Raw genomic sequence first — 25,687 nt, 5'->3', positions numbered from 1 at the left:
TGGCGTCTCCCACATCGTGCAAGGCAGATTGGTGGGATGACCAGACCCGCACCGGCACCCGCACTGCGGATGGGCACCGCCGCCGGCCGGGGCACGCTGCTCGCCGCGGTGCTCGCCTCCGGCATGGTCTTCCTGGACAGCACGGTAGTCAATGTCGCGCTGCCCAAGCTCGGCCAGGACCTCGGCGCGAACGTGGCCGATCTGCAGTGGACCGTCAACGGCTACCTGCTGATGCTGGCGGCGTTCGTGCTGCTCGGCGGCGCACTCGGCGACCGCTTCGGCCGGCGGCGGGTCTTCCTGATCGGAGTGGCGTGGTTCACCACCGCTTCGGTGCTGTGCGGGCTGTCCCAGGGCACCGGCTGGCTGATCGCGGCCCGGTTCCTCCAGGGCGCCGGCGGCGCCCTGCTCACCCCCGGGTCACTGTCGGTGCTCCAGTCCAGTTTTCACCCGGACGACCGGGGCCGGGCGATCGGCGCCTGGGCCGGGCTGTCCGGGGTGTCCACCGCGCTGGGTCCGTTCATCGGCGGCTGGTTGATCGACGCGCTGTCCTGGCGGTGGATCTTCTTCCTCAACCTGCCGCTGGCCGTACTGGTGGTGCTGGCCACCCTGCGCTGGGTGCCGGAGAGCCGGGACGAGAGCGCCTCCCGGACTGCGGGGCCGGGCCGAACCCGACGCCGGTTCGACGTGCTCGGAGCGCTGCTCGGCGCCCTCGCGCTCGCCGGCGTCACGTACGCCCTGATCGACGCGCCGGCGCGCGGCTACGACTCGGCCCCGGTGCTGATCGCGGCGCTGGTCGGGGTGCTGGCCGCGGTGGCCTTCGTGCTGCTGGAACGGCGGCGCGGCGACGCCGCGATGCTGCCCACCGGCCTGTTCAGCAGCCGGCTCTTCTCCGTGCTGAACATCTTCACCGTGGTGGTGTACGCGGCGCTCGGCGGGTTCACCTTCTTCTTCGCCGTCTACCTACAGAACGTGGTCGAGTGGTCGGCCTTCCGCACCGGGATCGCGCTGTTGCCGATGACGGTGCTGCTGCTCATCGGGTCGGCCCGGGCGGGCGCGCTGTCGGCGCGGATCGGCCCCCGGCTGCCGCTGAGCATTGGGCCGGTGGTGTCGGCCGCCGGTCTGCTGCTGCTACGCGGTGTCGGGCCAGACGCGTCGTACTGGCTTGACGTGCTGCCCGGGGTGCTGCTCTTCGGCCTCGGGCTGACCCTGGTGGTGGCCCCGCTCACCGCGTCCGTGCTGGCTGCCGTGGAGGACCGGTTCTCCGGGGTGGCCAGCGGCTTCAACAACGCCGCGTCCCGGGCCGGTGGCCTGCTGGCGGTGGCCGCGCTGCCGCTGCTGGTCGGCCTCTCCGGCGGCGGGTACGAGCAGAAGGCCGAGCTGACGAACGCGTTCCGGGGTGCGATGACCTGGTGTGCCGGGCTGCTGCTGGCCGGTGCGGTGCTGGCCCTCGTGCTGGTGCACCGACCGCCCCGGGACGCTCCGCCGTCGCAGCCGTGCCACTCGTTGCCCGCCGCCACGCCCCCGAAGTAGGGAAGGGGCACTTCCGTACTTCGGGGGTGTGGTGCGTGCGGTCAGCGGCGGGCGCGGTTGACGGCGCTGGTGACCGCCTTGATCGACGCGGTGACGATGTTGGCGTCGGTGCCGACGCCCCAGACCGTCCGGCCGTCGACCTCGCACTCCACGTACGCGGCGGCCTGCGCGTCACCACCGGAGGAGAGCGCGTGCTCGTGGTAGTCGAGCACCCGCACGCCCACCCCGACCGACTGCAGCGCGTTGACGTACGCGTCGATCGGGCCGTTGCCGACCGCGGCGAGCGTCCGCTGTTCGGTGCCCACACCGACCTGGGCCTCGATCTCGACCTTGCCGTCGGTGGTGCCGATCGTGTAGCCGGCCAGCCGGACCGCCGGGTCGGGCTGGTGGTCGAGCAGGTAGTGGGTCGCGAAGATCTCCCACATGGCGCTCGGGTCGACCTCGCCGCCGTCGTGGTCGGTGACCTGCTGCACCACTCCGGAGAACTCGATCTGGAGCCGGCGGGGCAGGTCCAGTTGGTGCTCGCTCTTCATGATGTACGCGACGCCGCCCTTGCCGGACTGCGAGTTGACCCGGATGACCGCCTCGTAGGTGCGGCCCAGGTCCTTCGGGTCGATCGGCAGGTAGGGCACCGCCCAGGTCTGCTCGTCCACCGGTACGCCGGCAGCCGCCGCGTCGACGGCGAGGGCGTCGAACCCCTTCTTGATGGCGTCCTGGTGGGAGCCGGAGAAGGCGGTGTAGACCAGGTCGCCGGCGTACGGGTGGCGCTCGTGCACGGGCAGTTGGTTGCAGTACTCGACGGCCCGCCGGACCTCGTCGATGTTCGAGAAGTCGATCATCGGGTCGATGCCCTGGGAGAAGAGGTTGAGCCCCAGCGTCACCAGGTCCACGTTGCCGGTGCGCTCGCCGTTGCCGAACAGGCAGCCCTCGATCCGGTCCGCGCCGGCGAGCAGGCCCAGCTCGGCGGCCGCGACGCCGGTGCCCCGGTCATTGTGCGGGTGCAGGCTCAGCACCAGGCTGTCCCGCCGCGGCAGGTGCCGGTGCATCCACTCGATCGAGTCGGCGTACACGTTCGGGGTCGCCATCTCGACGGTGGCCGGCAGGTTGATGATCAGCTTCCGGTCCGGCGTCGGGTCGATCACGTCGATCACCCGGGAGCAGACCTCCAGCGCGTACTCCAGCTCGGTGCCGGTGTACGACTCCGGCGAGTACTCGTAGTGGATCTCGGTGTCCGGGGTGTGGATCTCGGCGTACTTCTGGCAGAGCCGCGCGCCGGAGGTGGCGATGTCGGCGATGCCGTCCCGGTCCAGCCCGAAGACCACCCGCCGCTGGAGGGTGGAGGTCGAGTTGTAGAAGTGCACGATGGCCCGCTTCGCCCCGCGCAGCGACTCGAACGTCCGGTCGATCAGGTGCTCCCGGCACTGGGTGAGCACCTGGATGGTGACGTCGTCCGGGATCATGTCCTGCTCGATGAGCTGCCGGACGAAGTCGAAGTCGGTCTGGCTGGCCGACGGGAAGCCGACCTCGATCTCCTTGTAGCCCATCTGGACCAGCAGCTGGAACATCCGACGCTTGCGCTCGGGCGACATCGGGTCGATCAGGGCCTGGTTGCCGTCCCGCAGGTCCACGGCGCACCAGCGCGGTGCGGTGTCGACGTGTCGGGTCGGCCAGGCGCGGTCGGGCAGGTCGACCCGGAACTGCTCCCGGTAGGGCTGGTAGCGGTGGTACGGCATCCGGCTCGGGCGCTGCCGGGCGATCGGATCGGTCTCAGCGTCGGTGGTGCTGGCTGGTTGAGCCATGGCGGAGTGCTCCCGTGGTCACGTGGCGTTCAGCAATCGGACGGAGTCGGCGTCACTGCCGGTGCGTCGCTGCCCGGCGGGCCGAGGTGTGCTGCGGTGCTGATGGGCGGCGCGGTCCGACTCCGCGACGAGGTGCCGGCCGTCAGGCCTCGTCGCGGCGACCAAGGAGGAGGTGCGCCTGCCACATGACAGGGTGACCCTACGTGATGAGACGGGGGGTGGGAAGGTACGTCCGAACTATGGGACCGGTGTCACGACCCGTTCCGCGGTCGCCACACCGAGCCGCGGCGTCCGCCCAGCCCACGCCACCACGGGTACGATCGCCAGCCCCAACAGCACGAAGATGGCCGCCGCCGGGAACCAGCCCCAGCCACCGGTGGTCACCCCCAGCGCGGTCAGCCCGGCGGGGGCGATCAGGTACTGCACCTGGGAGCCAAGCCGGAACGCCCCCACGTACGCGCCGCGTTGTTCGGCCGGTGGCAGAGCAGCGGTGAGCCCCCAGGCGCCCGCCGACTCGATCAGCTCGGCCACGATCAGCAGCGTTGCGGCGGCCACCAGCACCACCACCGTGAGCGGGCCCCGGGTGACCCCGGAGATCGGCAGGACCAGGCAGAACAGGGCGATCAGCAGGGCGCCCCGGCGGGAGGCCCGTGCCGCGCCCGCAGCGGTGTCGGCGCCCTGGCTGGCGCGTACCTGGAGCAGCACGATCAAGATTGTGTTGAGCAGCACCAGCCCGGCGATCACCGTCTTCGGGGCGTCGGTGTGGGTGAGGATCCAGAGCGGCAGCACCGTCAGGTAGAGCGTCTGGTGGGCGGTGAGCAGTCCGGACATCAGGGACACCGCCACGAACGGGCGGTCCCGCAGCACGGCGAGCCGACTCATCGGCTCCGCCGGCCGGGCCGCCTGGGCCAGCCGGGGCAGTCGACGCACGAAGAGGGCCGTCACCAGGAAGACCGCCGCGATGAACCAGACCATCCCCCGGTACGCCGCGGTCGTGTCCACGGCCAGCACCAGGCCACTGATCACCGCGCCGAGCCCGAACCCGACGTTCAGCGACGAACGCTGGTACGCCATCGCCGTGACCCGCTCGGCCGGGGGGAGCGCGTTGATCGAGTAGACCTGACGGGCGACCCCGGTGGCGGCCTCCACGGCGGCCAGCGCTACCACCACGGCCAGGAAGCTGGCGAAGCCGCCCACGAACGGGTAGGTCGCGAAGAGCACCGCGTTCAGCACCAGCCCGACCACCCAGACCCGCTGCGGCCCGTACCGGTCGGTGAGCCCGCCCAGCGGCACCGTGCCCAGCAGCGACACCCCCGCCGCGATGGACAGGCCCAGCCCGACCTGGGCGGCGCTGAGCCCGAGCGCCCGGGTGAAGAAGACGGCGCTGCCGGCGTGGAACAGGCCGCTGCCGACGGCGTTGACCATGGCCTGCACGGCCAGGGCGCGAGTCAGCCCGGCCGGCGGTACGACGTTTCGGACAACGGTGCGAATGGTGTCTCTGGCCCCCATGGCAGGTGAGTGAAGCGTGCCCCCATGACGGCGGTCGAGTCTTTTAGGCTCAACCGAATCCTGCTCCGGGGGTGCGTGTGTCTGAGTTGCGGTTCAGCCTGGCCGACGTGGCGGGAGTGCGGCTTGCCGTGTCGCCGGCCAACGAGACGGTCATGAGCATGTGGGCACTGGCCGACCCGGTCCGCTACGCGGTGCACCTGCCGTGGATCGACCGGGCCCGGGTGACTCTGCGTTCTCCCGAGGTTGCCTCCCGGGTCCGACCGCTGCTGGAGCTGACCCAGCGGGGTTGCTGGCTGCCCGACTTCCTCACCCCGGCGGCCCGACCGAACGTGGAGATGGCCGAGCAGCTCGATCAGATCGCGGCGACGCCGCCGGACGTGGTGGTTCAGGATCTGCTGGCGACCACTCCGCGCCGGCCGCTGAGTCCGTTCGGGCGGGCGCTGCTCACCGACCCTCGTGGGCTGCTGCCGGAGCTCGTCGACGCGGTGCGGGTCTGGTACGACGAGGCGATCGCCCCGGCCTGGCCGCGGATGCGCGCGCTGCTCGACGCCGACGTGGCGTACCGGGCCGCGCAACTCGCCGAGGGCGGTGCCGGGCGGTTGTTCGAGCAGCTCCACCCGAGCCTGCGCTGGCTTGGCGACCGGGTGGTCAGCGACGACCCGTTCGAGCGGGACTTCGACCTGCGCGGTCGTGGGTTGGCGCTGAATCCGGGCGTGTTCACCAACCGGCGGGTGCTGTGGAACCTGTTGGAGGATTCGTTGCCGGCCGGGGCGTACCCGGTCCGGGCGGTCGGGACGCTCTGGGAGGCGACCGCGCCGCCTCCCGGCGACCCGCTCGCACGGGTGATCGGCCCCGGCCGGGCCGCACTGCTGAACCTGCTTGACGCGGCGACCACCACCACCGACCTGGCCCGACTCACCGGGATGTCCGCCGGAAACGTCTCCCAGCACCTGGCCGCGCTGCATGCCGCCGGCCTGGTCCACCGGTCTCGACAGGGCCGGCACGTTCTCTACCGCAACACCGAGGCCGCGACGGTCCTGCTGCGCGCCAGCCGGGGCGGGTAGCTCCGGCGGTCGATCAGCGGAGCAGCAGGTCGGCCAGCGGTCGGCGGTGCCGCAGGCCGGTCTCCTCGGCGACCAGGTCGGCCGGGAGGCTGAGCGGGTCGCCGAGTTGCCCGACGGCGACCACCGCGTACGGCCGCACGTCGGCGGGCAGGTGCAGGTCGGCGGCGAGCCCGGCGCGATCGACGGTGAGGACCTGGCGTACGTGCAGCCCGAGCGCGGTGGCCTGCACGCTGAGGTGGGCGACCGCCTGTCCCAGGTCGTAGGCGACCCCGTCCGCCGGTGCGGCGTCGTTGTCGACGTGCGCGGCGAGCAGCAGCGCGGCGGCCCGGTGGGCCCAGCGCTGGTCGCGCTCGGAGAGGTTGACCAGGATCCGCTTCCAGGTCTCGTCATCGCGGTGACCGAGAGTGAACCGCCAGGGCTGACGGTTGCCCAGCGAGGGTGCCCAGCGGGCCGCCTCCAGCAGTGAGGCCGCCTCCGCCCGACTCAGTACCTCGGTCGGGTCGAACGCCAGCGGGCTCCAGCGGTAGGCGAGTAGCGGGGTGAGGTCGGCCATACGAGCATCGTCCTTTATGGGAGATTCGCCCCTCAGGAGGGGCTCGCCAAATGTGGGCAAGAGCACCCGTAACGGGACGAAGATCAGGGCGTTCCCGCGCCCGGGCTACCGGTCGGGTCGGGTGTCGGCGGAGCCGCGGTGTCCAGCGGTTCCTCGTCCACCACCACCGGGCCGGCCAGCTGCACGGTGGCCGGCGCCGGGCCGGGCGGGGCGGCCAGCTTCAGCGTGCCGGTCTCCGTCCGGACGCCGGTCGGTGTGCCGTCCCGGTCGTAGCAGTAGATGCCGACGTCCAGCGGGGCGTTGAGCGAGGCGGAGGTGGAGTCCACCGAGTAGCAGGTGCCGGTGAGCCCCTTGGGCGGGTCGGCCGGAGCGACGGCGAGCGGCGCGCGGCGGTCGGTGAGCACGTCCAGCCAGTCGGTGAGCGGGTGCTGGACCCGGGGATCCAGCCGGCGCGGCAGGGCGTCGTCGCGCTCGCCGAGGCGTACGCAGCGGGCCGGGTTCGGCTGGCCGGCCGACGGCAGGGCGCACTGGAACAACCCGTCGGCGGTGGCGGCCAGCGAGACATCAGCGGTGCCGCCCAGCGCGCCACCCGGCACGTCGACCCGCCAGCTGCCGTCGTTCGCGCTGGTGAACACGATCATGCGGTCCGGTTGACCGGCCCGGCTGAACGCGTACTGCGCCACCAGATGGCGGTCCTGGGCCGCCGCGGCCAGCGCGGCCAACTCGTCGCGGGCGGCGGCCACCTCGACCGGCCCGGGATCGGTCGGTGGCGGGGTTGGAGGCTGCTCGCTGGTGCAGGCGACCAGGAGCGCCGGCAGGGCGAGCGCGAGCGGCCCGAGCACACGGCCGGCCGAGCGGATGAGGACGGGCACCGGCCCATTCTGGTGGGTGCGGGCGGGCGGCGGGTGCCGGCGCGCACGCGGCTCGCCCCGGCGTGTCGGGCGGGATCGCGCCGGCGTACCGCCCGACCTGGTGAGGCGGGGCGGCCGCCCCGCCCGTGGCGCGCGCGGGCCGGATGATGGGATCACCCGACCCGCCGCCGCGACGCGCCGGATACCCTCAAGTGGTTTGACACGCGCCGCCGGCCCCGGTTCCGGCGGCGTCGGCACGCTCAGGGTCGCTGGGAGGGAGTGCACCGTCGTGGCACTCGTGGTGCAGAAGTACGGCGGGTCCTCCGTCGCCAACGCCGAGCGCATCAAGCGGGTGGCCGAGCGCATCGTCGCCGCCCGCAAGGCCGGCGACGACGTGGTGGTGGTGGTCTCCGCGATGGGGGACAGCACCGACGAGCTGCTCGACCTGGCCAACCAGGTCAGCCCGCTGCCGCCGGGCCGTGAGCTGGATATGCTGCTCACCGCCGGGGAGCGGATCTCCATGGCGCTGCTGGCCATGGCCATCCACAACCTGGGGTACGAGGCCCGCTCGTTCACCGGCTCGCAGGCCGGCGTGATCACCACCTCGGTGCACGGCCGGGCGCGGATCATCGACGTCACCCCCGGGCGGCTCAAGGGCGCGCTCGACGAGGGGTCGGTGGTCATCGTGGCCGGCTTCCAGGGCGTCTCGCAGGACACCAAGGACGTCACCACGCTGGGCCGGGGCGGTTCGGACACCACGGCCGTGGCGCTCGCCGCCGCGCTGCACGCCGATGTCTGCGAGATCTACACCGACGTCGACGGCATCTTCACCGCAGACCCGCGGATCGTCCCCAACGCCCGGCACATCCGGCAGATCACCTACGAGGAGATGCTGGAGCTGGCCGCGTGCGGCGCGAAGGTGCTGCACCTGCGTAGCGTGGAGTACGCCCGCCGGGCGGGGTTGCCGATCCACGTCCGTTCGTCATACTCGACCAACACCGGCACGATGGTCACCGGATCGATGGAGGACCTTTCCGTGGAGCAGGCACTGATCACCGGCGTTGCGCACGACCGCAGCGAGGCCAAGATCACGATCGTCGGCGTGCCCGACGAGCCGGGCGCCGCCGCGCGGATCTTCGACACCGTCGCCGGCGCCGAGATCAACATCGACATGATCGTGCAGAACGTCTCCACCGAGGGCACCGGCCGGACCGACATCTCGTTCACCCTGCCCAAGACCGACGGCCCGACCGCGATGGCCGCGCTCAGCAAGATCCAGGAGTCGGTCAAGTTCAAGGGCCTGCTCTACGACGACCACGTCGGCAAGGTCTCGCTGATCGGTGCCGGCATGCGCTCGCACCCCGGCGTGGCCGCCGGCTTCTTCGCCGCGCTCGGCGCGGCCGGGGTCAACATCGAGATGATCTCCACCTCCGAGATCCGGGTCTCCGTGGTCTGCCGGGACACCGACCTGGACGCCGCCGTCCGCGCCATCCACGACGCGTTCGAGCTGGGCGGCGACACCGAAGCCGTGGTCTACGCGGGGACGGGTAGGTAGCGCCGATGACGGCGCTGCCCACCCTCGCAGTGGTCGGAGCGACCGGTGCCGTCGGCACCGTGATGTGTGAGCTGCTCACCGGGCGTCGCAACGTCTGGGGTGAGATCCGCCTGCTCGCCTCCGAGCGCTCCGTCGGGCGGCGGGTGCGCTGCCGGGGTGAGGATCTCGTCGTCCAGGCGCTGACCCCGGAGGCGTTCGACGGCGTCGACGTGGCGATGTTCGACGTACCCGACGAGGTCTCCGCCGAGTGGGCGCCGATCGCCGTCGCCCGCGGCGCGATCGCGGTGGACAACTCCGGCGCCTTCCGGATGGACCGGGACGTCCCGCTGGTGGTCCCGGAGATCAACCCGGAGCAGGTCCGTAACCGGCCCCGGGGCATCATCGCGAACGCCAACTGCACCACCCTCACGATGATCATCGCGGTCGCCCCACTGCACCGTGAGTACGGCCTGCGGGAGTTGGTGCTCGCCTCGTACCAGGCGGTCTCCGGGTCCGGCCAGGCCGGCGTCGACATCCTGCACGACCAGCTCACCAAGGTCGCCGGGGACCGGTTGCTCGGCTCGCGGACCGGCGACGTCCGGCAGGCGGTCGGCGACGACCTGGGCCCGTTCCCGGCGCCGCTGGCGCTCAACGTGGTGCCCTGGGCCGGCTCGCCGGCCGACGGCGGCTGGTCGTCGGAGGAGATGAAGGTCCGCAACGAGTCGCGGAAGATCCTCGGCCTGCCCGACCTCAAGGTCTCCGCCACCTGCGTGCGGGTGCCGGTGGTGACCGGCCACTCGGTGGCCGTACACGCGGTCTTCGCCACCGAGGTGGACGCCGAGGGCGCCCGCGAGGCGCTGCGCAACGCCCCCGGAGTGATCCTGGTCGACGACCCGGCCGCGGGAGAGTTCCCGATGCCGATCGACGCGGTCGGCACGGACCCGTCCTGGGTCGGCCGGATCCGCCGCGCCCTCGACGACCCGCGCGCCCTGGACCTCTTCATCACCGGCGACAACCTCCGCAAGGGCGCCGCCCTCAACACCGCCCAGATCGGCGAACTCCTGGCCAAGGACCTGACCCAGTAACCTCCCTCGCCCCCTGGGCGAGGGGTCGGGGGTCAGGCGGCGGACAGGTGGACGCCGTCTCGACCCTGGCGTTTCACGGCGTAGAGGGCCTGGTCGGCGCGGCGGAGGGTGCGGTCGGGGGACTCGCCGGGGTGGGGCAGCGCGACGCCCACGCTGATCGTGCGGCCGGTGCGCCGGGCCGCCTCGGTCAGCCGCTCGGCGATCCGGACCGCCTCCTCCGGGCGGCTCACCTCGATCACCGCGACGAACTCGTCGCCGCCGATCCGGTACAGCTCGTCACCGTGCCGCAGCGCCCCCTCCAACGCCCGGGCCAGCCCGACCAGCACCCGGTCGCCGGCCTGGTGGCCGTACGTGTCGTTGACGATCTTGAAGCCGTCCACGTCGATCGCCAGCAGGGCCGTACGCCCCGGGGTGGCCGCCGCGATCCGCTGCCCGAACGGGCCGGTGTGCCGCAACCCGGTCAGCGGGTCGGAGCTGGCCTGCTCCCGCAGCCGCGCCAGCGTGCGCAGCCGGTCCAGGTTGGTCCAGGCCTGCCCGGCGAGCAGTTCCATCAGACTGACCGTGGTCGGGTCCGGGCGCAGCAACCGCTCGTCGGCGACCAGCAGCACCCCGCCAGCGTCCGACGGTCCGACCGGTACGGCGATCAGTGTGCGCACCCCGGCCCGGGTCAGCGGCCGGTAGTCCGCGGTCGGTGGGTGCTCCGCCTCGCCCAGCGTGTATCCCGCGCCGTACCGGTGCGCCCGGTCGACCATCCGGTCGAGCGCGGCCGGAGTCGCCTCGGTCAGCTCGGCCCGGATCCGGGTCTCCAGCTCGCCGGGGACCAGCGGCGGCGGCCCGATCTCGGCGCCCTCCGGGCCGGCGATCAGCAGCACCGCCGTGGAGAGCATCGAGACCTCCCGGGCGGCGCAGGTCGCCGCGCCCAACACGGCCCCCTCGGTCGGCGCTGAGGAGAGTGCGGCGGCGTGCCGGAGCAGCTTCTCGCTGGGACTCTCCGCTGGCGGGCCACCGAGCGCGACGATCCTCGCGCCGAGCCGGGCGGCCAGTCGCTGGGCGGTCTGCCGCCACGGCTCCAGGTCGACGGGCTCGCTCCACTGCAGGTCGAGGACGCCGATCGCCCGGCCCGCCGGGTCCAGCACCGGCACGCACAGCTCTGCGGTCACGTCGGGGCGTACCGGCAGATAGTCCGGATCGGCGGTGACATCCGGGACGACGGCGGTGGTGGCGGTGGCGTACACCCGGCCGACGATCCCGGTCCGCGTCGGCACGGTGGCGAAGACCTGCCAGGCGCCGGTCGCCGCGACGCAGCGCAGCCGGTCGTGGACCTCCAGCAGCACGGAGATGGTCGCCGGGGTGTGGTGGGCCAGCGCGTTGACCGTCCACCGACAGGCCTCCGGCGTGCTCGACGCCATCGGCAGGCGGACGGAGACGTCACGGATGACTTGCTCATGATCCACTCGCACGTCGTTCCAGGTAGGGGAGGGGTCGGCCGGCGCCGAGCCGTGAGATCAAGCGTACCCAGGGTGATCCGGGCGTCGGCCGGGCTTCGTACACATGTGCTATCCACAGGCTGTGGACGCAGCCTGTGGGCGCGGGACCCCGGGAGGCATCCATCGCCGATAGCGTGGAAACTCCCGCACCGAGGAGGCGGCACGTGCTCATCGCCCAGCTCAGTGACCCGCATCTGACCACCGGCCTACTCGCCGCCGAACCGGCCGCGGGCCTGCACCGCGCGCTCGGCCGCGTGCTGGCGCTGCGGCCCCGACCGGGCTGCGTGGTGATCACCGGTGACCTGGTCGACCACGGCCGGCCCGACGAGTACGCCGCGCTGCGCGAGCTGATCGGCCGGTTCCCGCTGCCGGTACATCTGGTCACCGGCAACCACGACGACCGGGAGTCGCTGCTCGACGCCTTCGGCGGCACACCCTGGCTCGGCGGCGGGTTCTCCGCGTACTACCACGTGGACCACGAGGCGGCGACCGTCGTGGTGCTCGACTCGCTCATCCCCGGCAGCGACGCCGGCCAACTTGGCGAGGAGCAGCTCGGCTGGCTCGACGGCGTGCTGGCCGGCCGGCCCGAGGTGCCCGCCGTGGTCTGCCTGCACCACCCGCCGGTCGCGGTCGGCATCCCGGTGGCCGACGCCATCCGGCTCGCCGACTCCGACGCGCTCGCCGAGGTGATCGGCCGGCACCGGCACGTCGTACGCGTCGCCGCCGGGCACCTGCACCGCCCGGTCACCACGGGGTACGCCGGCACGGTGCTCACCGTGGCACCCAGCACCTGGCGGCAGAGCACGCTCACCATGAGCGCCGACGAGCAGATCGGCTGGGTCGCCGAGCCGACCGCCTTCCTGCTACACCTGGTCGAGTCGGGCGGTTGCGTGACGCACACGGTCCAGGTCAGCCACTCCGCAGGCCAGACCTGCGGCTTCTGAGGGCGCCCGTCGTGGTCGACACCGAAGAGCGGCTGGTCTGGTACGTCGCGTACGGCTCGAACATGCACGCCGCCCGGTTGGCGTGGTACATCGGCGGCGGCTGCCCGCCCGGCGGGCGACGGACGTACCCGGGCTGCCGGGACCCCCGCCCACCGAGCCGATCGGTGCCGGTGTCGCTGCCCGGCGGGATCTACTTCGCCGGCGAGTCCGGTGCCTGGACCGGCGGCATGGCCTTCTACGACCCGCAGCTACCGGGCGTGGCCGCGGCCCGCGCCTACCTGGTCACCGTCGAGCAGTTCACCGACATCGCGGCGCAGGAGATGTACCGGCCAACGGGTGACACGGCCGACCTGGTCCCGGCGACCGGCGCGGCGATCGATGCGGCCGTCGCCGAGGGACGGGCCACGCTCGGCCCCGGGCGCTACGAGACGCTGGTCTGCCCGGGCCAGCACACCGGGCTGCCGATGCTCACCTTCACCGCCCCGGAACCGGCGTCCGCCGAGCGGTGCCGGCCGCCCGCGCCGGTCTACCTCAGCATGATCGCCCGAGGGTTGCGCGAGTCGCACGGCTGGCCGGCCGGACGGATCGCCAGCTACCTGGCGCAGCGCCCCGGGGTCGCGGACGGCTGGCCGCCCGACGCCGTCACGACGCTGGTCACCGAGGCGCTCGCCGTCGACTGACACCCCGGGCCACGCCGGCTGTCCCCTCCTGTCTGGACCCGGGCGACAGCGACGTCCGGCGACGTGCGGTCAACCGTCGGTCACGTCGGCGTCATCCGACCGCCCGGCCATATTCGCAGCACTGACGTGCTGCCGGGTCGACCGGTCGGCGTCCGGATGAGAGGCTGTCCAGGCGGGCGGCGATCCCAACCGCCGGCATCCGCGATCGATCCTTCCGACGGCGTCGGTCGGCGGCCCGGTCGACCCACAGTCCGGGCACCGCACGCGCCGATTCTCATGAGGAGTTTCATGTCCATCCCCGGGATGCGTCGGGCCGCCGTCGGCCTGACCGCACTCGCGGTGGCCGCGTTCGGCGCGGTCGCCACCAGCCCCGAGCAGGCCGATGCGAGGCCGAAGCCGGTCGACGTCACCCTGCTCGCCCTCAACGACTTCCACGGCAACCTCGAACCCCCGAGCGGGTCCAGCGGCACCATCGCCGGGCAGGCCGCGGGCGGTGTCGAGTTCCTGTCGACCCACCTGGCCGAGCTGCGCGCCGCCGCCAAGAAGAAGAACACGATCACCGTCGCCGCCGGTGACCTGATCGGCGCGTCGCCGCTGCTCTCCGCCGCGTTCCACGACGAGCCGACCATCGAGGCGCTGAGCATGGCCGGGCTGGACTACGCCAGCGTCGGCAACCACGAGTTCGACGAGGGCGCCGCCGAGCTGCTGCGGATCCAGAACGGCGGCTGCCACCCGGTGGACGGCTGCGCCGACGGCACCCCGTACCAGGGCGCCGGGTTCCAGTACCTGTCCGCGAACGCCTTCAAGACCGCGACCGGCAAGCCGCTGATGGCGCCGTACGCGATCCACAAGGTGCAGGGCGTCAAGGTCGGCTTCATCGGGATGACCCTGGAGGGCACCCCGGAGATCGTCAGCCAGCAGGGCGTCGCCGGCCTCACCTTCGCCGACGAGGCGGTTACCGCCAACCGGTACGCCCGCGAGTTGCGCCGCCAGGGTGTGGAGGCGATCGTCGTGCTGCTGCACGAGGGCGGCACCCAGGCCGCGACCGGCGGCATCAACGACTGCGTCGGCATGACCGGGCCCATCGTGGACATCACCAACCGGATGGACCCGTCGATCGACGTGGTGGTCAGCGGGCACACCCACCAGGCGTACAACTGCGACATCAACGGCAAGCTGGTCACCAGCGCCAGCTCGTTCGGTCGCCTGGTCACCGACATCGACCTCAAGATCGACCGTCGGACCGGGGACGTGCTCTCCGCCGCCGCGGAGAACGTCGTGGTCAGCCGGGACGTGGCCAAGGACCCGAAGCAGACCGCCCTGATCAACCGGTATAAGACCGTGCTCGGCCCGGTCGCCGGCCGCCAGGTCGGCGAGACCACCCAGGCGATCACCCGGAGCCAGGAAACCCTCTTCGGTACGAGTCTGGGCGAGTCCCCGCTGGGCAACCTGATCGCCGACGCGCAGTTCGCCGCCACCGACGACGAGCAGGGCGCCGTCGCCGCCTTCATGAACCCGGGCGGGGTACGGGCCGACCTCGACGCCGGCCTGGTCACCTACGAGGAGGCGTTCACGGTGCAGCCGTTCGCCAACAACCTGGTGACGCTGGACCTGACCGGTGCGCAGCTCTACTGCGTCTTGGAGCAGCAGTTCGTCACCGGCCGGACGCTGTACCCGTCCTCGACCGTCGGTTACGTGGTCGACCCGAACGGCACCACCGGCACCGTGGCTGACCCGTGCGCGGGCACCCGGGTGGTCCGGGGCAGCCTCACCCTCGGCGGCACCGCGGTCGACACCGCCGCCACCTACCGGGTGACGGTGAACAACTTCCTGGCCGGCGGCGGTGACGGGTTCAGTGCCCTCACCGGCGGGACGAACCTGGTCACCGGGCAGATCGACCTGGACGCGTTCGTGGCGTACCTGACCGCGCAGTCGCCGGTCTCCGCGCCGACGCTGGACCGGATCCGCACCACCGCCGAGGTCCCCGCCGCCTGACGGGCGACCTCGTGACGATCGGGCCCCGGAGCATCCGCTCCGGGGCCCGACCCGTCTCCGGCGCACACCGCGCCCGCCGGGCGCACACCGCGTACAGCGCGCACACCACGCGCCCGCCGCGCCTGCCGCACACCGTGCCCGCCGCGCCTGCCGCACACCGCGCCCCACCGCGCACACCGCGCACCACCGCGCACACCGCGCCCCACCGCGCACACCGCGCCCCGCCGTGCCCGGCGCGCCCCGCCGCGCACCGTGCGCGCTGTTCCCGGCCGCCAGCGGCGGCATGATCACGCTCGATCCAGGATGTAGTGGCCTCCCGGCGCACCGACGCCACTACATCCTGGATCGAGCACGATCTTGCGTGGCGTGGCGTGGCGTGGCGTGGCGCGGCGTGGCGCGGCGTGGCGCGCCGCCGGCACGGCGTGGCGTGGCCCCGGCTTAGCGTGGCGGCGGCTTAGCGCGGGCGGGGTCAGGCGTGGGCGGCGGCTGGGACGGGTGCGGTCGGTGCGGTCGTCGCTCGGCCGTCCTGGGCGGCGGTGAGCAGTCGGCGCAGCGAGAGCGCGATCAGCGAGGCGACCAGGCAGCCGCCGACCACCGTCGCCACCCAGACCCTGCCGTCGGCGGCGCCCATGAGTGGGCCGGCGGTCACCGGGCCGATCACGCCACTGATCCCGAAGATCATCGAACTCATCGCGTTGTACCGCCCGCGCAGCTCATCGGTGGCCAGCGCGTTGGTCAGCGCGGGCATCACCGGCGACAGCATCGTCTCGCCGAAGCCGAAGATCGCCGAGCAGGCCACCACGCACAGGGCGGCCACCACGGCGTTTCCGGTGCTGACCAGGCCGCCGGCGCCGAGGACCAGCCAGGCGGCAGCGAACACCGCCCCGACCACGACGAGCGCACCGGTGCGACTGCGCCCCTCGATCCGGCGGATCACCAGGAGTTGGGCGAGCACGATCATCACCGTGTTGGCCGCGAGTGCCCAGGCGACCACCTGGGGCGTCACCTCGACGACCCGCACGGCGTACGCGGCGAAGCCCACCTCGATCTGGGCGTACCCGCAGGTGGTGAGGACCAGCCCGAAGATCACCAGCCGGCGGAACGGGCGGTCGCGGAGCACGGTCAGGTAGCCGCCGGGCGATGGCTCGTCGCCGGTCCGACGATGGCCGAGTCGGTGGCCGACGCCGGGCAGGGTGAGCAGGATCAGCGCCGGCATCAGGTAGCTCACCGCGTCGAGCACGTAGACCGTCTCGAAGGTGCCGGGTCGGGCCGTGTCGACGATCGCGCCGGAGGTCATGCCGCCGATACCGATGCCGAGGTTGAGCAGGGCGAAGTTCAGCCCGAAGACGCGCTGCCGTTCGTCGTCGTCGGTCAGCGAGGCGAGGATGGTGTTCTGCCCGGACCAGATGGCCGAGCTGCCGATGGCGACCACCGTCATCACCAGCAGGGCCGAGCCGGTCGAGTTGACCAGCGCCAGTGAGCCGGTGCCGACCGCCTCGATCAGCAGGCACGGCACCACCACCCGGCGGGCGCCGAACCGGTCGATCAGTGTCCCGCCCAGCGGCGACAGGGCCAGGGTGACCGCGCCGTACCAGCCGATCACCAGCCCGGCACGGGTGTCGGTGAGCCCGCGTACGTCGGTCAGGTAGATGAACAGGAACGGCAGGGTCAGGCCGCGCCCGATCGCCGACAGCAGGGTGCCGATGAGGAGTCGGCGAGCTTCCGAACGGCGAGGTAGGGCGCGACGCAACATTCCGGCATTCTGTTCGCCGGGTGTGACGATCGCGAACCGTTTACCGCGGCGAGGGCTGTCGGTGTGCTCTGCCATGCTGGCCCGGTGAGCGTGACCTGGCGACACCTGCCCGCATCGGCCCGCGAGATCGCCGGCGCCGCCAGCGACGCGGTCGAGGCCGCGAAGGCCCAGGACAGCGAGGCGTACGAGGTGGCGACCACGCGGCTCGCCGCCGCCGAGCGTTCGGGTCTGGTCCTCGGCGCCGTGGTGCGGCTGCTGTTGGAGGAGACCCACCCGGACGGGCTGGACGGCGACGACATCCGGCAGGTGCTGGCGCGGTGTGTCCGCTCGGCAGCCCCGTGGCGACCGGACGTCGATCCGCACGTCGTGCTGGTTCTGCTGGCCGGGGCGCTCGGTGTGTACGACCCGGGCGAGGACGACTTCCCGCCCGACCCGGTTGCGGTCGCCCGGCACGCCCCGCTGCTCGTGGTCGACCTGCTCGCGGGCACGGCTCGGCAGGTCGACGCATACCTGAGCGCGGCGTTCGCCGAGATCGAGCGCACTGAACGGCACGACTGAGACGCTCCGGCCTAACGATCCCGCCAGGTGCCGTTGAGGCGGCCCGGGTGAACCATCCAGTGGGCTGATCGGCGCAGGTTAACGGCCGATCGACGCTGTCCGCATTGGACCTGTCACGGATACGCTCAGTGAAATCGGTGGATGGGATTGTCACGGGGGCGCTTGATGGACATCCGACGGTGGGCACGCCTCGCACTCGTACCACTGACGGGGGGTGCGGCCCTGGTGGGGCCCGCAGCGCCCGCCTCGGCGGCGCCCGCGCCGGTCACCGCCTCGGCGGTCGCAGGTGAACTGCACGTCAGCGAGCTGTGGTGCCAGGGCAGCGGTGACGGCAGCGTGAAGCGACCGTTCTGCACCATATCGGAGGCGGCTGCGGTGGCCGGCCCGGGCCAGACGGTCCTGGTGCACCCGGGGGAATACCAGGAGAACGTCCGGTTCACCCGATCCGGCACTGAGTCCGCGCCGATCACCTTCCGCGCGGTCAATGTCAACTCGGAGATGGTGCGGGTCGGCAGATACGCCACCGGTGCCATCACCGGGACCATCCTGGACCTCACCGGCGTGCACGACGTGACGGTGGAGGGCCTGGTCGTCTTCGGGGCCAACGTCGCCGACGCCGTCACAGTGCGGGACTCCCACCGGGTCCGCCTCGACAAGGTCACCATCTACACCGGCAGTTCCGGTCCCAACGGAGTGCGGATCAGCGGCACGTCGAGCCGGGTGACCGTCAGCCGAAGCTTCGTCCGCACCTGGCAGGGCCCTTCGGTGTCCGTTGAGTCAGGCGTCACCGACACGGTGATCACCGCCAACCAGCTCGACAACTCCGGCCTGGCCGCGGCGAACGCTCCCCGCCTCACGATCACGGGCAACACGATCCACGTCGACTGCAGGTACGGCATCCAGCTGGCTGGCAGTTCACCGGGTGCCACGATTCGCAACAACATCGTCGTCACGGCTCGCCTGCGCGGTCGCTGCCTCACTCCGGCGAACGCCACCGGCATCCGGGTGTCCGCCGAGTCGGTGGCGGGGACCAGCACCGACTACAACCTGATCGACCCGCTCGGCGGAGGGGCGCCCTACTCCTGGGCGGGCACCGACTACCCCACCCTCGCCGCATTCGTCGCGGCGACCGGGCAGGCCGCCCACGACCTGGCGGCCGACCCGAAGCTCACCTGGGCGACCGGCGTGGACCGTCACTACCTGGTGACCGGGGACGGGTCTCCCGCCCGGGACTCCGCCGAGGCGAACGCCCCCGGCGCCCTGGACACCGACATGCTCGACGGGTCCTACACCGACGATCCGGCCATGCCGAACATCGGCACCGGCAGCGGATACCGCGATCGGGGAGCGGTGGAGGCACGGGGTGCCGTCACTCAGGACCCGCTACGTGTCGAGCGCAAGGTTGGCGGCGGCACCCTCGACGTGGTCGCCCGGTCGGGCACGCACTCCGTCTGGCCGGTCGAGCGGGAGCGGACCCTGTACGCCTACCACCACCACGGCGAGCCGTTCTGGCGGGTGACCGACTCCGCCACGGCGGAGTACACGCTGCGGCGAGCCGGCGAAGTCTGCGTCCGGGTGCAGACCTCTCAGACCGACTTCCGGCTGCCCACCTCGTACGACGAACGGATCTGCACCCAGGTCGGTGCACGCTACATACCGGTGGCGCCGACCCGGGTCCTGGATACCCGATCCCGGATCGGTGTGCCCGACACCCGACCGGTCGCCGCGAACGGAACGGTCGAGCTTCCGATCGGCAGCATCGCCGGGATTCCCGGGACGGACATCAGCGCGGTCGTGCTCAACGTGACGGTGACCCAGCCAAGCGCCTCGGGTTTCATCAGCGTCTACCCGAGCGGCGGCTGGAGCACCTCGTCCAGCATCAACTTCGTGAGCGGGGAGACGGTGCCGAACCAGGTCACCGTGCCCGTCCTCGACGGGTCCGCCCTCTTCGACAACACCAGCTCGGGCACCGTCCACCTGGTCGCCGACCTCCAGGGCTTCTACGCCGCGACCGGGTCCGGCTTCGCGTCGGTGTCGCCGACGCGGGTGCTCGACACCCGGGAGGGAGCTGGCGCGCCGATCCCGGCCAAGGGCATCCGCCCGCTCGACCTGTCCGGGCGATTGCCCGCCAGCGCGAAGGCGGCCGTGCTCTCCGTGACGGTCACCGCTCCGACCACGAGCGGGGTGCTCACGGTCTTCCCGTACGGCTCGGCGGCACCAACCGCGTCGAACCTCAACTTCGTCGCCAGGCAGACCATCCCCAACCTGGTCACCGTGCCGGTGGTGAACGGCCGGGTCAACATCTTCAACAACAGCTCCGGCACCACACACGTGGTCGCGGACCTGGCCGGCTGGTTCAGCCCGGACGCCACCCAGACGTTCGTGCCGATCACGCCGACGCGGATCGTCGACACCCGGTACAGCATCGGGCTGCCCGGCCGCGCGCCGGCTCCACTCGCCGCCCGGGAGACCGTCCGGTTCGCGCCGTTCCAGAGCGGCGTGGTCTGCGCGCCGGCCTGCCCGACCCCGACCGCGCTGGTGGGCAACGTGACCGTTACCGCACCGACCACGGCGGGCGTGCTCACCCTTCATCCCGGCGGCGGGCAGCGGCCCACCGCCTCGAATGTCAACTTCGTCGCGGGTGAGACCGCGTCGAACGCCGCCTTGGTCGCCGTGGGCTCCGGCGTCGACATTTTCCACAACAGCGGGGGTACGTCCCACGTCATCGTCGATCAGTCGGGTTACTTCATCGCCGCCGCGTCCTGACCGTCGTCCGGCCGGCCATCGCATCGGTGGCCGGCCGGTCCGTACCCGGTCGACCGGTGCGGTGGTTCATCCGATCGGCGGGTCGGGCATCGGTGGGCGTCGGTATAAGCTCTCGTCGCATTTGAAGATCCACTTTCATCAGGGATGGTTGATGAGGATTTCTGGACTGGCGCGGCTCGCGCTCGTACCGCTGATCGGTGGCACCGGCCTGGTCGGCCCGGCGGCGCCCGCGGCGGCGGCGCCTGGGGCCTCTGTCGCGGCGCCGGTGCCCGCTATCGCACCGTTGCCGGCTGCCGTCGGAGCCGAGTTCTACGTCAGCAAGTCCGGCTGCGTGGCCGGCGGCGACGGCAGCCTGACGGCGCCCTTCTGCACCATCACCCAGGCTGCGGCGGTGGCCGGACCCGGCCAGACCGTCCTGGTGCAGCCCGGGGAATACCGGGAGTCGGTGACGCTCACCCGATCCGGCACGGAGGGCGCTCCGATCACGTTCAGGGCGGTCAACGGGCCGGGCCTCAGCACCACTGCGGTCAAGGTCGGCAAACGACGCGGTGCCAATGGCAACGAGAGCGCCTTCACCCTCACCGGCATCCACGATGTGGTCCTCGAGGGTTTCCTGACTGCAGGCGAGGGGACGGCCGAGGCCGTCCTCGTCAACGGGTCCGCGCGAATCACCCTCGACCGGCTGGTCGCCTCCGAGTACGACGCCCCGGGCGCGATCCGGATTACCGGCGCGGCGCAGGACGTCACGGTGAGCCGCAGCTACTTCGGGCCGGGCAGTGGGCTGCTGGTGGACCCGGGAGTGACCGGCGCGCTGGTCACCGCCAGCACCTTCACCCAGAGCGGGATCACGGTGCGGGACGCGCCGGGCACGAAGATCGTCGGCAACACCCTGGCCACCGACTGCACACTGGCGGTGGACGTCACCGGCACCTCGCCGGGCGTGTCGATCCGGAACAACATCCTTGAGACCGCCACCGGTGCCCTCAATGATGCCGTGGCGTGCGAGGTGCCATCGGAGGCGACCGCCATCGCCGTCTCGGCCGGCAGTGTTCCGCAGACCGTGGCGGACTACAACCTGATCGAGCCAGGCAGTGGCGGCCCGCTCTACCGCTGGGATGCCACCGAGTACACCAGCCTGCCGGAGTTCGTCGCCGCCACCGGTCAGGGCGTTCACGACATCGCCGCGGTCCCCTGGCTGATGGCGACCCAGGCGTACGAGCGGCCGTACTACGAGATCGCCCGGAACTCCCCAGCCGTCGACTCGGCCGACGCCACGGCCGAGGGCGTCTCCCACACCGACTTGCTGGACAACCCGCACACGGACAGCCCGGAGACGCCCAACACCGGCACCGGCTCCGGCTACCACGACCGGGGCGCGGTCGAGGCCCAGGGACCGATGACAGTCCAGGAGCTTCCAGTCCACCGCAAGGCCGGTGGCTCACCCCTGGACGCGACCGTCGGCCTCTCGGTCACCGCCGCCTGGCCCACGGACGGCCCGGTGGGCAAGGTGTCCCGCAGTTGGAGTGACGAGCCGTTCCGCCGGATCGGTCGGATCGGGCCGGAGGACCACCACTTCCACCGGGCCGGCAAGGCCTGCGAGACCCACCACGTGAGCTTCAACGACTTCCGGAGGACGTACGGGAGCCCGGTCGTCACCTGCACCGTGGTCGGTGCCGCCTACACCCCCCTACCACCGCAGCGGGTGCTGGACACCCGCGCGGCTATCGGGGTGCCGGGCACCGTGCCGATCCCGGCGAACACCGAGGTCGTGCTGGCGCTGCCGCAGATCAACGGGGTGCCGGCGGCGGACATCAGCGCCATGGTGCTGAACGTGACCGTCACCGCGCCGACCACCGCCGGATTCCTGCGGGTCTACCCGGACGGCACCACCCTGCCCGAAGCGTCCAACGTCAATTTCGTGGCCGGTGAGACGGTGCCGAACCTGGTCACCGTGCCGATGTCCAACGGCAACCTGCGCGTGCGCAACACCGCCAGCGGTACGGTGCACGTCGTCGCCGACCTGCAGGGCTACTACTCGGCCAGCGGCTCCGGCTTCCGGTCGATCGCTCCGCTGCGGGTGCTGGACACCCGCAGCGCAGGCAACTCCGCGTTCGCCCCCCACACCGGGCGGACGCTCGACCTGACCGGGCGGATCCCGGCGGGCGCCACGGCCGCCGTGCTCAACGTGACCGTGACCGCGCCGACGACCAGCGGGGTGCTCACCGTCCACCCGTACGGCACAGCGGTGCCGGTGGCGTCGAACCTGAACTTCGTCGCCGGGCAGACCATCCCCAACCTCGTCATGGTGCCGGTGGTCAACGGCAAGGTGGCCATCCAGAACGTCAGCTCCGGCCGTACGCACGTGGTGGCCGACCTCGCCGGCTGGTTCGGTGGTGGTGCCACCGACGTCTTCGTGCCGTTCGGCCCGCGCCGGATGTACGACAGCCGGGGGGCCGCCGGCGAGGGGTGGCCGCACACGCCGTACACCTCGGCGGGGTTGCCCGTGCCGTTCCTCGACCCGTTGGGCGACAAGAAAGCGCCGCAGCCGACGGCACTGGTGGCGAACCTGACCGTCACCGCACCGACCAAGGCCGGCGTGCTCACCGCCCACCCGAACGGATCGGACCAGCCGACCGCCTCGAACGTCAACTACGTCGCCGGTGAGACCGCCGCCAACCATGCCATCGTGGGCGTCGGTGAGGACGGGGCCGTGGTGCTGTTCAACAACAGCTCGGGCTACACCCACATGATCGTCGACCAGGCCGGACACTTCATCGCCGGCGCGCCCTGATCTGCGTACCCCGGAGCCGGCGTCCTCCCGTGACCAACGGGCGGGCGCCGGCTCGTTTGTGCCAGTGGCGCAGGACAACCGATATGACCTCCGTGGATATAGGCTGCGCCGAGCAAAACTCGACTTCCACGGGGGATGGTTGATGAATATGCGTAGGTGGGCCCAGCTCGCGGTCGTACCGCTGCTGGGGGGTGCGAGCCTGGCCGGGCCGGCCGCGCCAGCGGTGGCGGCACCCGCGTCGCCCGCGGCCAAGGCCGCGACCGCTGGCACCGAGGTGTACGTCAGTCAGCGCGACTGTAAGCCGGCTGGCGACGGCAGCGAGGCTGCGCCCTACTGCACGATCGGCGCCGCGTTGGCTGTCGTCCAGCCGGGCCAGACGGTGCTCGTGCTGCCGGGCAACTACGCGGAGAAGGTGACGGTCACGCGGTCCGGCACCGAATCCGCGCCGATCACCCTGCGGGCGGTCAACACGCCGTACGGCATGGTCCGCGTTGGCCACTACAGCATCAGCGGGACTCCGCTGACCATCTCCGGCGTGCACGACGTCGTGGTCGAGGGCCTCACACTCTCCGGCCGCGCCGACGCGGTGCCGGCTCTGATCCAGGGAGCCCAGCGGGTCACTGTGGACGGCGTCGCCGCTGGCGCGGGCACCCTGCCCGCCGTCCGGGTGACGGGTTCGTCCAGCGATGTCACGGTCAGCCGGGGTTGGTTCTCCGGCTCCGGCACCGGCGTGGCCGTCGAGGCGGGCGTCTCTGGCGCGACGGTCACCGCCAGCACCTTCTTCAAGACCCGGGTCGCCGTGACCGACGCGCCGGGAGCCCGGATCACCGGCAACACCGTGGTGACCGACTGCGCGACCGGGATCGTGCTGGCCGGTGCCTCGACCGGCGCGAGTATCCGCAACAACATCCTGCGCACCGGTGCCGGGCCCGTCCCGCAGCCGGGGGCCTGTGCCGACCCGACCACCGCGCCCGCGATCTCGGTCTCCGCTGCGGCCACCGGCGGTACGGAGGCCGACCACAACCTGGTCGACCCGGCCAGTGGTGGGGCTGTCTACCGGTGGGGCGACACCGATCACGCCGATCTGGCGTCGTTCCGGGCGGCGACGGGGCAGGGCGGTCACGACATCCTGGCCCCGGCCCTGCTGGGCGAGATGCAGGGCACCGAGCGAGGCTGGTTCCCGCTGACCGCCGCCTCGCCGGCGGTCGACTCCGCCGATGCGGCGGCGCCCGGCGCCACTCGCACCGACCTGCTGGACAACGCACACGCCGACGCGCCCAGTGTGCCCAACACCGGCACCGGTAACGGCTACCACGACCGGGGCGCGGTGGAGCTCCAGGGCAACTCGACCGTGACCGGCATCGACGAGATTCGGCGCAAGCCGGGCGGTTCGTCGCTGGACTTCGTTCACCCCGTGACGGTCATCCACGCGTGGCCCACCGACGGCCCGGTGGGCAAGGTGATCCGCAAGCTCACCGGCGACCGGTTCTATCGCGTGGGTCCGATTGAACCGGCGGAGCGCCAGCTCCCCCGCGCCGGTGGCGCATGTGTACACAACAGCTCTACCCGTTTCGACAACTTCCGGGTGCTCCCGGACATCGTGTTCGAGCCGCACTTCGCGTACTGCACGGTCCTGGGCGCGATGTTCACCCCGGTGACGCCGACCCGTCTGCTGGACACTCGCGCCGCCGTCGGAATCGGCACCACCGTTCCCATCGCGGCCAACTCCGAGATCGTCCTGCCGATCATGTCGATCAACGGGGTCGCGGCCTCGAACATCACGGCTGTGGTGCTCAACGTGACAGCCACCCAGCCGACCAGCGCCGGTTACCTCACCGTCTACCCCGACGGCACGACGGCACCCGGGGCGTCGAGCGTCAACTTCGTCTCCGGCGAGACCGTGCCGAACCTGGTCACGGTGCCGATGTCCAACGGCAACCTGCGCATCCGTAACAACGCCGGCGGGACGGTGCACGTCGTCGCCGACCTGCAGGGCTTCTACTCCGGGGTGGGTGACGGCTTCAAGCCGCTGCCGCCGACCCGGGTGCTGGACAGTCGGGCCAACGGGGGCACGCCGATCCCCGCGAACAGCTATCGGGTGCTGGACCTCTCCGGGCGGGTGCCGTCAGGTGCCAAGGCCGTCGTGCTGAACGTGACGGCCACCCAGCCGACGGCGAACGGGGTCCTAACCGTGTTCCCGGCCGGTTCGTCCGTGCCGACGGCGTCCAACCTGAACTTCGTCGCCGGCCAGACCATCCCCAACCTGGTGACGGTGCCGGTGGTGAACGGTCGGCTCGTTCTCCAGAACGTCAGTTCCGGTACCACCCACGTGCTCGCGGACCTGGCCGGTTGGTACGGCACCGGTGCCACCGACGGCTTCGTGCCGCACGGTCCCCAGCGGGTGCTCGACACCCGGAGCGCGATCGGCGGCAATGCTGATCCGACCCTGGCTCCGTTCTCGTCGATCGACCTGTGGGTGCCCTACCTCGACCCGAACGGCAACGACAGTGCGCCGAAGCCGACCGCGTTGGTGGCCAACCTGACGGTCACCGCGCCGACCGCTCCGGGTGTCCTCACCGCGCACCCCAAGGGCGAGGCGCCGGCGGCCGTCTCGAACGTCAACTTCGTGGCCGGGGAGACTGCGTCGAACGCCGCGGTGGTCCGGGTGGGCGCCAACGGGTCCGTGACGCTGTTCAACAACAGCGGTGGCAGCACGGACGTCGTGGTCGACCAGGCCGGCCACTTCATCGCCACCACCCCCTGACCCCGACCGCCCCTCGCCCGCGAA

Annotated in this window: 17 protein-coding genes; 11 read left to right on the top strand and 6 right to left on the bottom strand. The window is 72.0% G+C overall.

All coding sequences use genetic code 11. The features are described from left to right. Positions 1–36: 36 nt before the first annotated feature. Positions 37–1,530 carry an MFS transporter gene (locus OG470_RS05345; protein ID WP_328421363.1) on the top strand — a complete coding sequence of 498 codons (1,494 nt, stop codon included), beginning with the start codon at positions 37–39 and terminating at the stop codon, positions 1,528–1,530. 41 nt (positions 1,531–1,571) lie between these two features. Here OG470_RS05345 and leuA read toward each other — a convergent pair whose 3' ends face one another. Both leuA and OG470_RS05335 read right to left on the bottom strand, forming a co-directional pair. Beyond that, positions 1,572–3,329, bottom strand: coding sequence for a 2-isopropylmalate synthase (gene leuA, locus OG470_RS05340; RefSeq protein WP_328421361.1), 1,758 nt, complete (start codon positions 3,327–3,329; stop codon positions 1,572–1,574). A 237-nt stretch (positions 3,330–3,566) separates the two neighbouring features. Further along, the gene (locus tag OG470_RS05335) at positions 3,567–4,838 is read right to left on the bottom strand and encodes an MFS transporter (RefSeq protein WP_328421359.1); all 1,272 of its coding nucleotides are present in this window, start codon (positions 4,836–4,838) and stop codon (positions 3,567–3,569) included. Between the two features lie 71 nt (positions 4,839–4,909). On the opposite strand from OG470_RS05335, the gene OG470_RS05330 reads away from it, so the two are divergent. Then, positions 4,910–5,902, top strand: coding sequence for an ArsR/SmtB family transcription factor (locus OG470_RS05330; RefSeq protein WP_328421357.1), 993 nt, complete (start codon positions 4,910–4,912; stop codon positions 5,900–5,902). Positions 5,903–5,915: 13 nt separating this feature from the next. Here the strand turns inward: OG470_RS05330 and OG470_RS05325 are convergent, their stop codons facing one another. Further along, positions 5,916–6,455, bottom strand: coding sequence for a nitroreductase family protein (locus OG470_RS05325; protein WP_328421355.1), 540 nt, complete (start codon positions 6,453–6,455; stop codon positions 5,916–5,918). A gap of 83 nt (positions 6,456–6,538) precedes the next feature. After that, positions 6,539–7,327, bottom strand: a complete 789-nt coding sequence (locus OG470_RS05320; RefSeq protein ID WP_328421353.1) for a hypothetical protein — start codon at positions 7,325–7,327, stop codon at positions 6,539–6,541. Between the two features lie 268 nt (positions 7,328–7,595). On the opposite strand from OG470_RS05320, the gene OG470_RS05315 reads away from it, so the two are divergent. Then, positions 7,596–8,861, top strand: a complete 1,266-nt coding sequence (locus tag OG470_RS05315) for an aspartate kinase (RefSeq protein ID WP_252417410.1) — start codon at positions 7,596–7,598, stop codon at positions 8,859–8,861. Between the two features lie 5 nt (positions 8,862–8,866). Further along, positions 8,867–9,925: an aspartate-semialdehyde dehydrogenase gene (locus OG470_RS05310; protein WP_328421350.1), complete on the top strand. Its 1,059-nt coding sequence runs from the start codon at positions 8,867–8,869 to the stop codon at positions 9,923–9,925. A 32-nt stretch (positions 9,926–9,957) separates the two neighbouring features. Here OG470_RS05310 and OG470_RS05305 read toward each other — a convergent pair whose 3' ends face one another. Next, the gene (locus OG470_RS05305) at positions 9,958–11,379 is read right to left on the bottom strand and encodes a GGDEF domain-containing protein (RefSeq protein WP_328421348.1); all 1,422 of its coding nucleotides are present in this window, start codon (positions 11,377–11,379) and stop codon (positions 9,958–9,960) included. 197 nt (positions 11,380–11,576) lie between these two features. Here OG470_RS05305 and OG470_RS05300 point away from each other — a divergent pair, with 197 nt between their 5' ends. The 3 genes from OG470_RS05300 (at position 11,577) to OG470_RS05290 (ending at position 15,031) form a co-directional block, all read left to right on the top strand. After that, positions 11,577–12,356, top strand: a complete 780-nt coding sequence (locus OG470_RS05300; protein ID WP_328421346.1) for a phosphodiesterase — start codon at positions 11,577–11,579, stop codon at positions 12,354–12,356. A gap of 11 nt (positions 12,357–12,367) precedes the next feature. Then, positions 12,368–13,036 (top strand): histone deacetylase, encoded by a 669-nt coding sequence (locus OG470_RS05295; protein ID WP_328421344.1) that lies wholly within the window; start codon positions 12,368–12,370, stop codon positions 13,034–13,036. 288 nt (positions 13,037–13,324) lie between these two features. Beyond that, positions 13,325–15,031 carry a bifunctional metallophosphatase/5'-nucleotidase gene (locus tag OG470_RS05290; RefSeq protein WP_328421342.1) on the top strand — a complete coding sequence of 569 codons (1,707 nt, stop codon included), beginning with the start codon at positions 13,325–13,327 and terminating at the stop codon, positions 15,029–15,031. A gap of 469 nt (positions 15,032–15,500) precedes the next feature. Here the strand turns inward: OG470_RS05290 and OG470_RS05285 are convergent, their stop codons facing one another. Then, the gene (locus tag OG470_RS05285; RefSeq protein WP_328421340.1) at positions 15,501–16,784 is read right to left on the bottom strand and encodes an MFS transporter; all 1,284 of its coding nucleotides are present in this window, start codon (positions 16,782–16,784) and stop codon (positions 15,501–15,503) included. Positions 16,785–16,868: 84 nt separating this feature from the next. Here OG470_RS05285 and OG470_RS05280 point away from each other — a divergent pair, with 84 nt between their 5' ends. The 4 genes from OG470_RS05280 to OG470_RS05265 all read left to right on the top strand — a co-directional run bounded on the left by OG470_RS05280 (position 16,869) and on the right by OG470_RS05265 (position 25,663). After that, entirely contained in the window at positions 16,869–17,342 is a 474-nt protein-coding gene (locus OG470_RS05280) for a hypothetical protein (RefSeq protein WP_328421338.1), read from the top strand. A 225-nt stretch (positions 17,343–17,567) separates the two neighbouring features. Beyond that, a complete protein-coding gene (locus tag OG470_RS05275) occupies positions 17,568–20,108 on the top strand; it encodes a right-handed parallel beta-helix repeat-containing protein (RefSeq protein WP_328421336.1) in 2,541 nt (846 codons plus the stop codon). 151 nt (positions 20,109–20,259) lie between these two features. Further along, positions 20,260–22,899: a DUF1565 domain-containing protein gene (locus OG470_RS05270; protein ID WP_328421334.1), complete on the top strand. Its 2,640-nt coding sequence runs from the start codon at positions 20,260–20,262 to the stop codon at positions 22,897–22,899. Between the two features lie 142 nt (positions 22,900–23,041). Then, a complete protein-coding gene (locus tag OG470_RS05265) occupies positions 23,042–25,663 on the top strand; it encodes a NosD domain-containing protein (RefSeq protein ID WP_328421332.1) in 2,622 nt (873 codons plus the stop codon). The last annotated feature ends 24 nt before the right edge of the window (positions 25,664–25,687 follow it).

This window comes from Micromonospora sp. NBC_00389, assembly GCF_036059255.1.
In the GTDB taxonomy this organism is placed as follows: Bacteria; Actinomycetota; Actinomycetes; order Mycobacteriales; family Micromonosporaceae; genus Micromonospora.
Note: the sequence above shows the minus strand (reverse complement) of the source record. Positions and strands in the feature narration are given on the sequence as shown.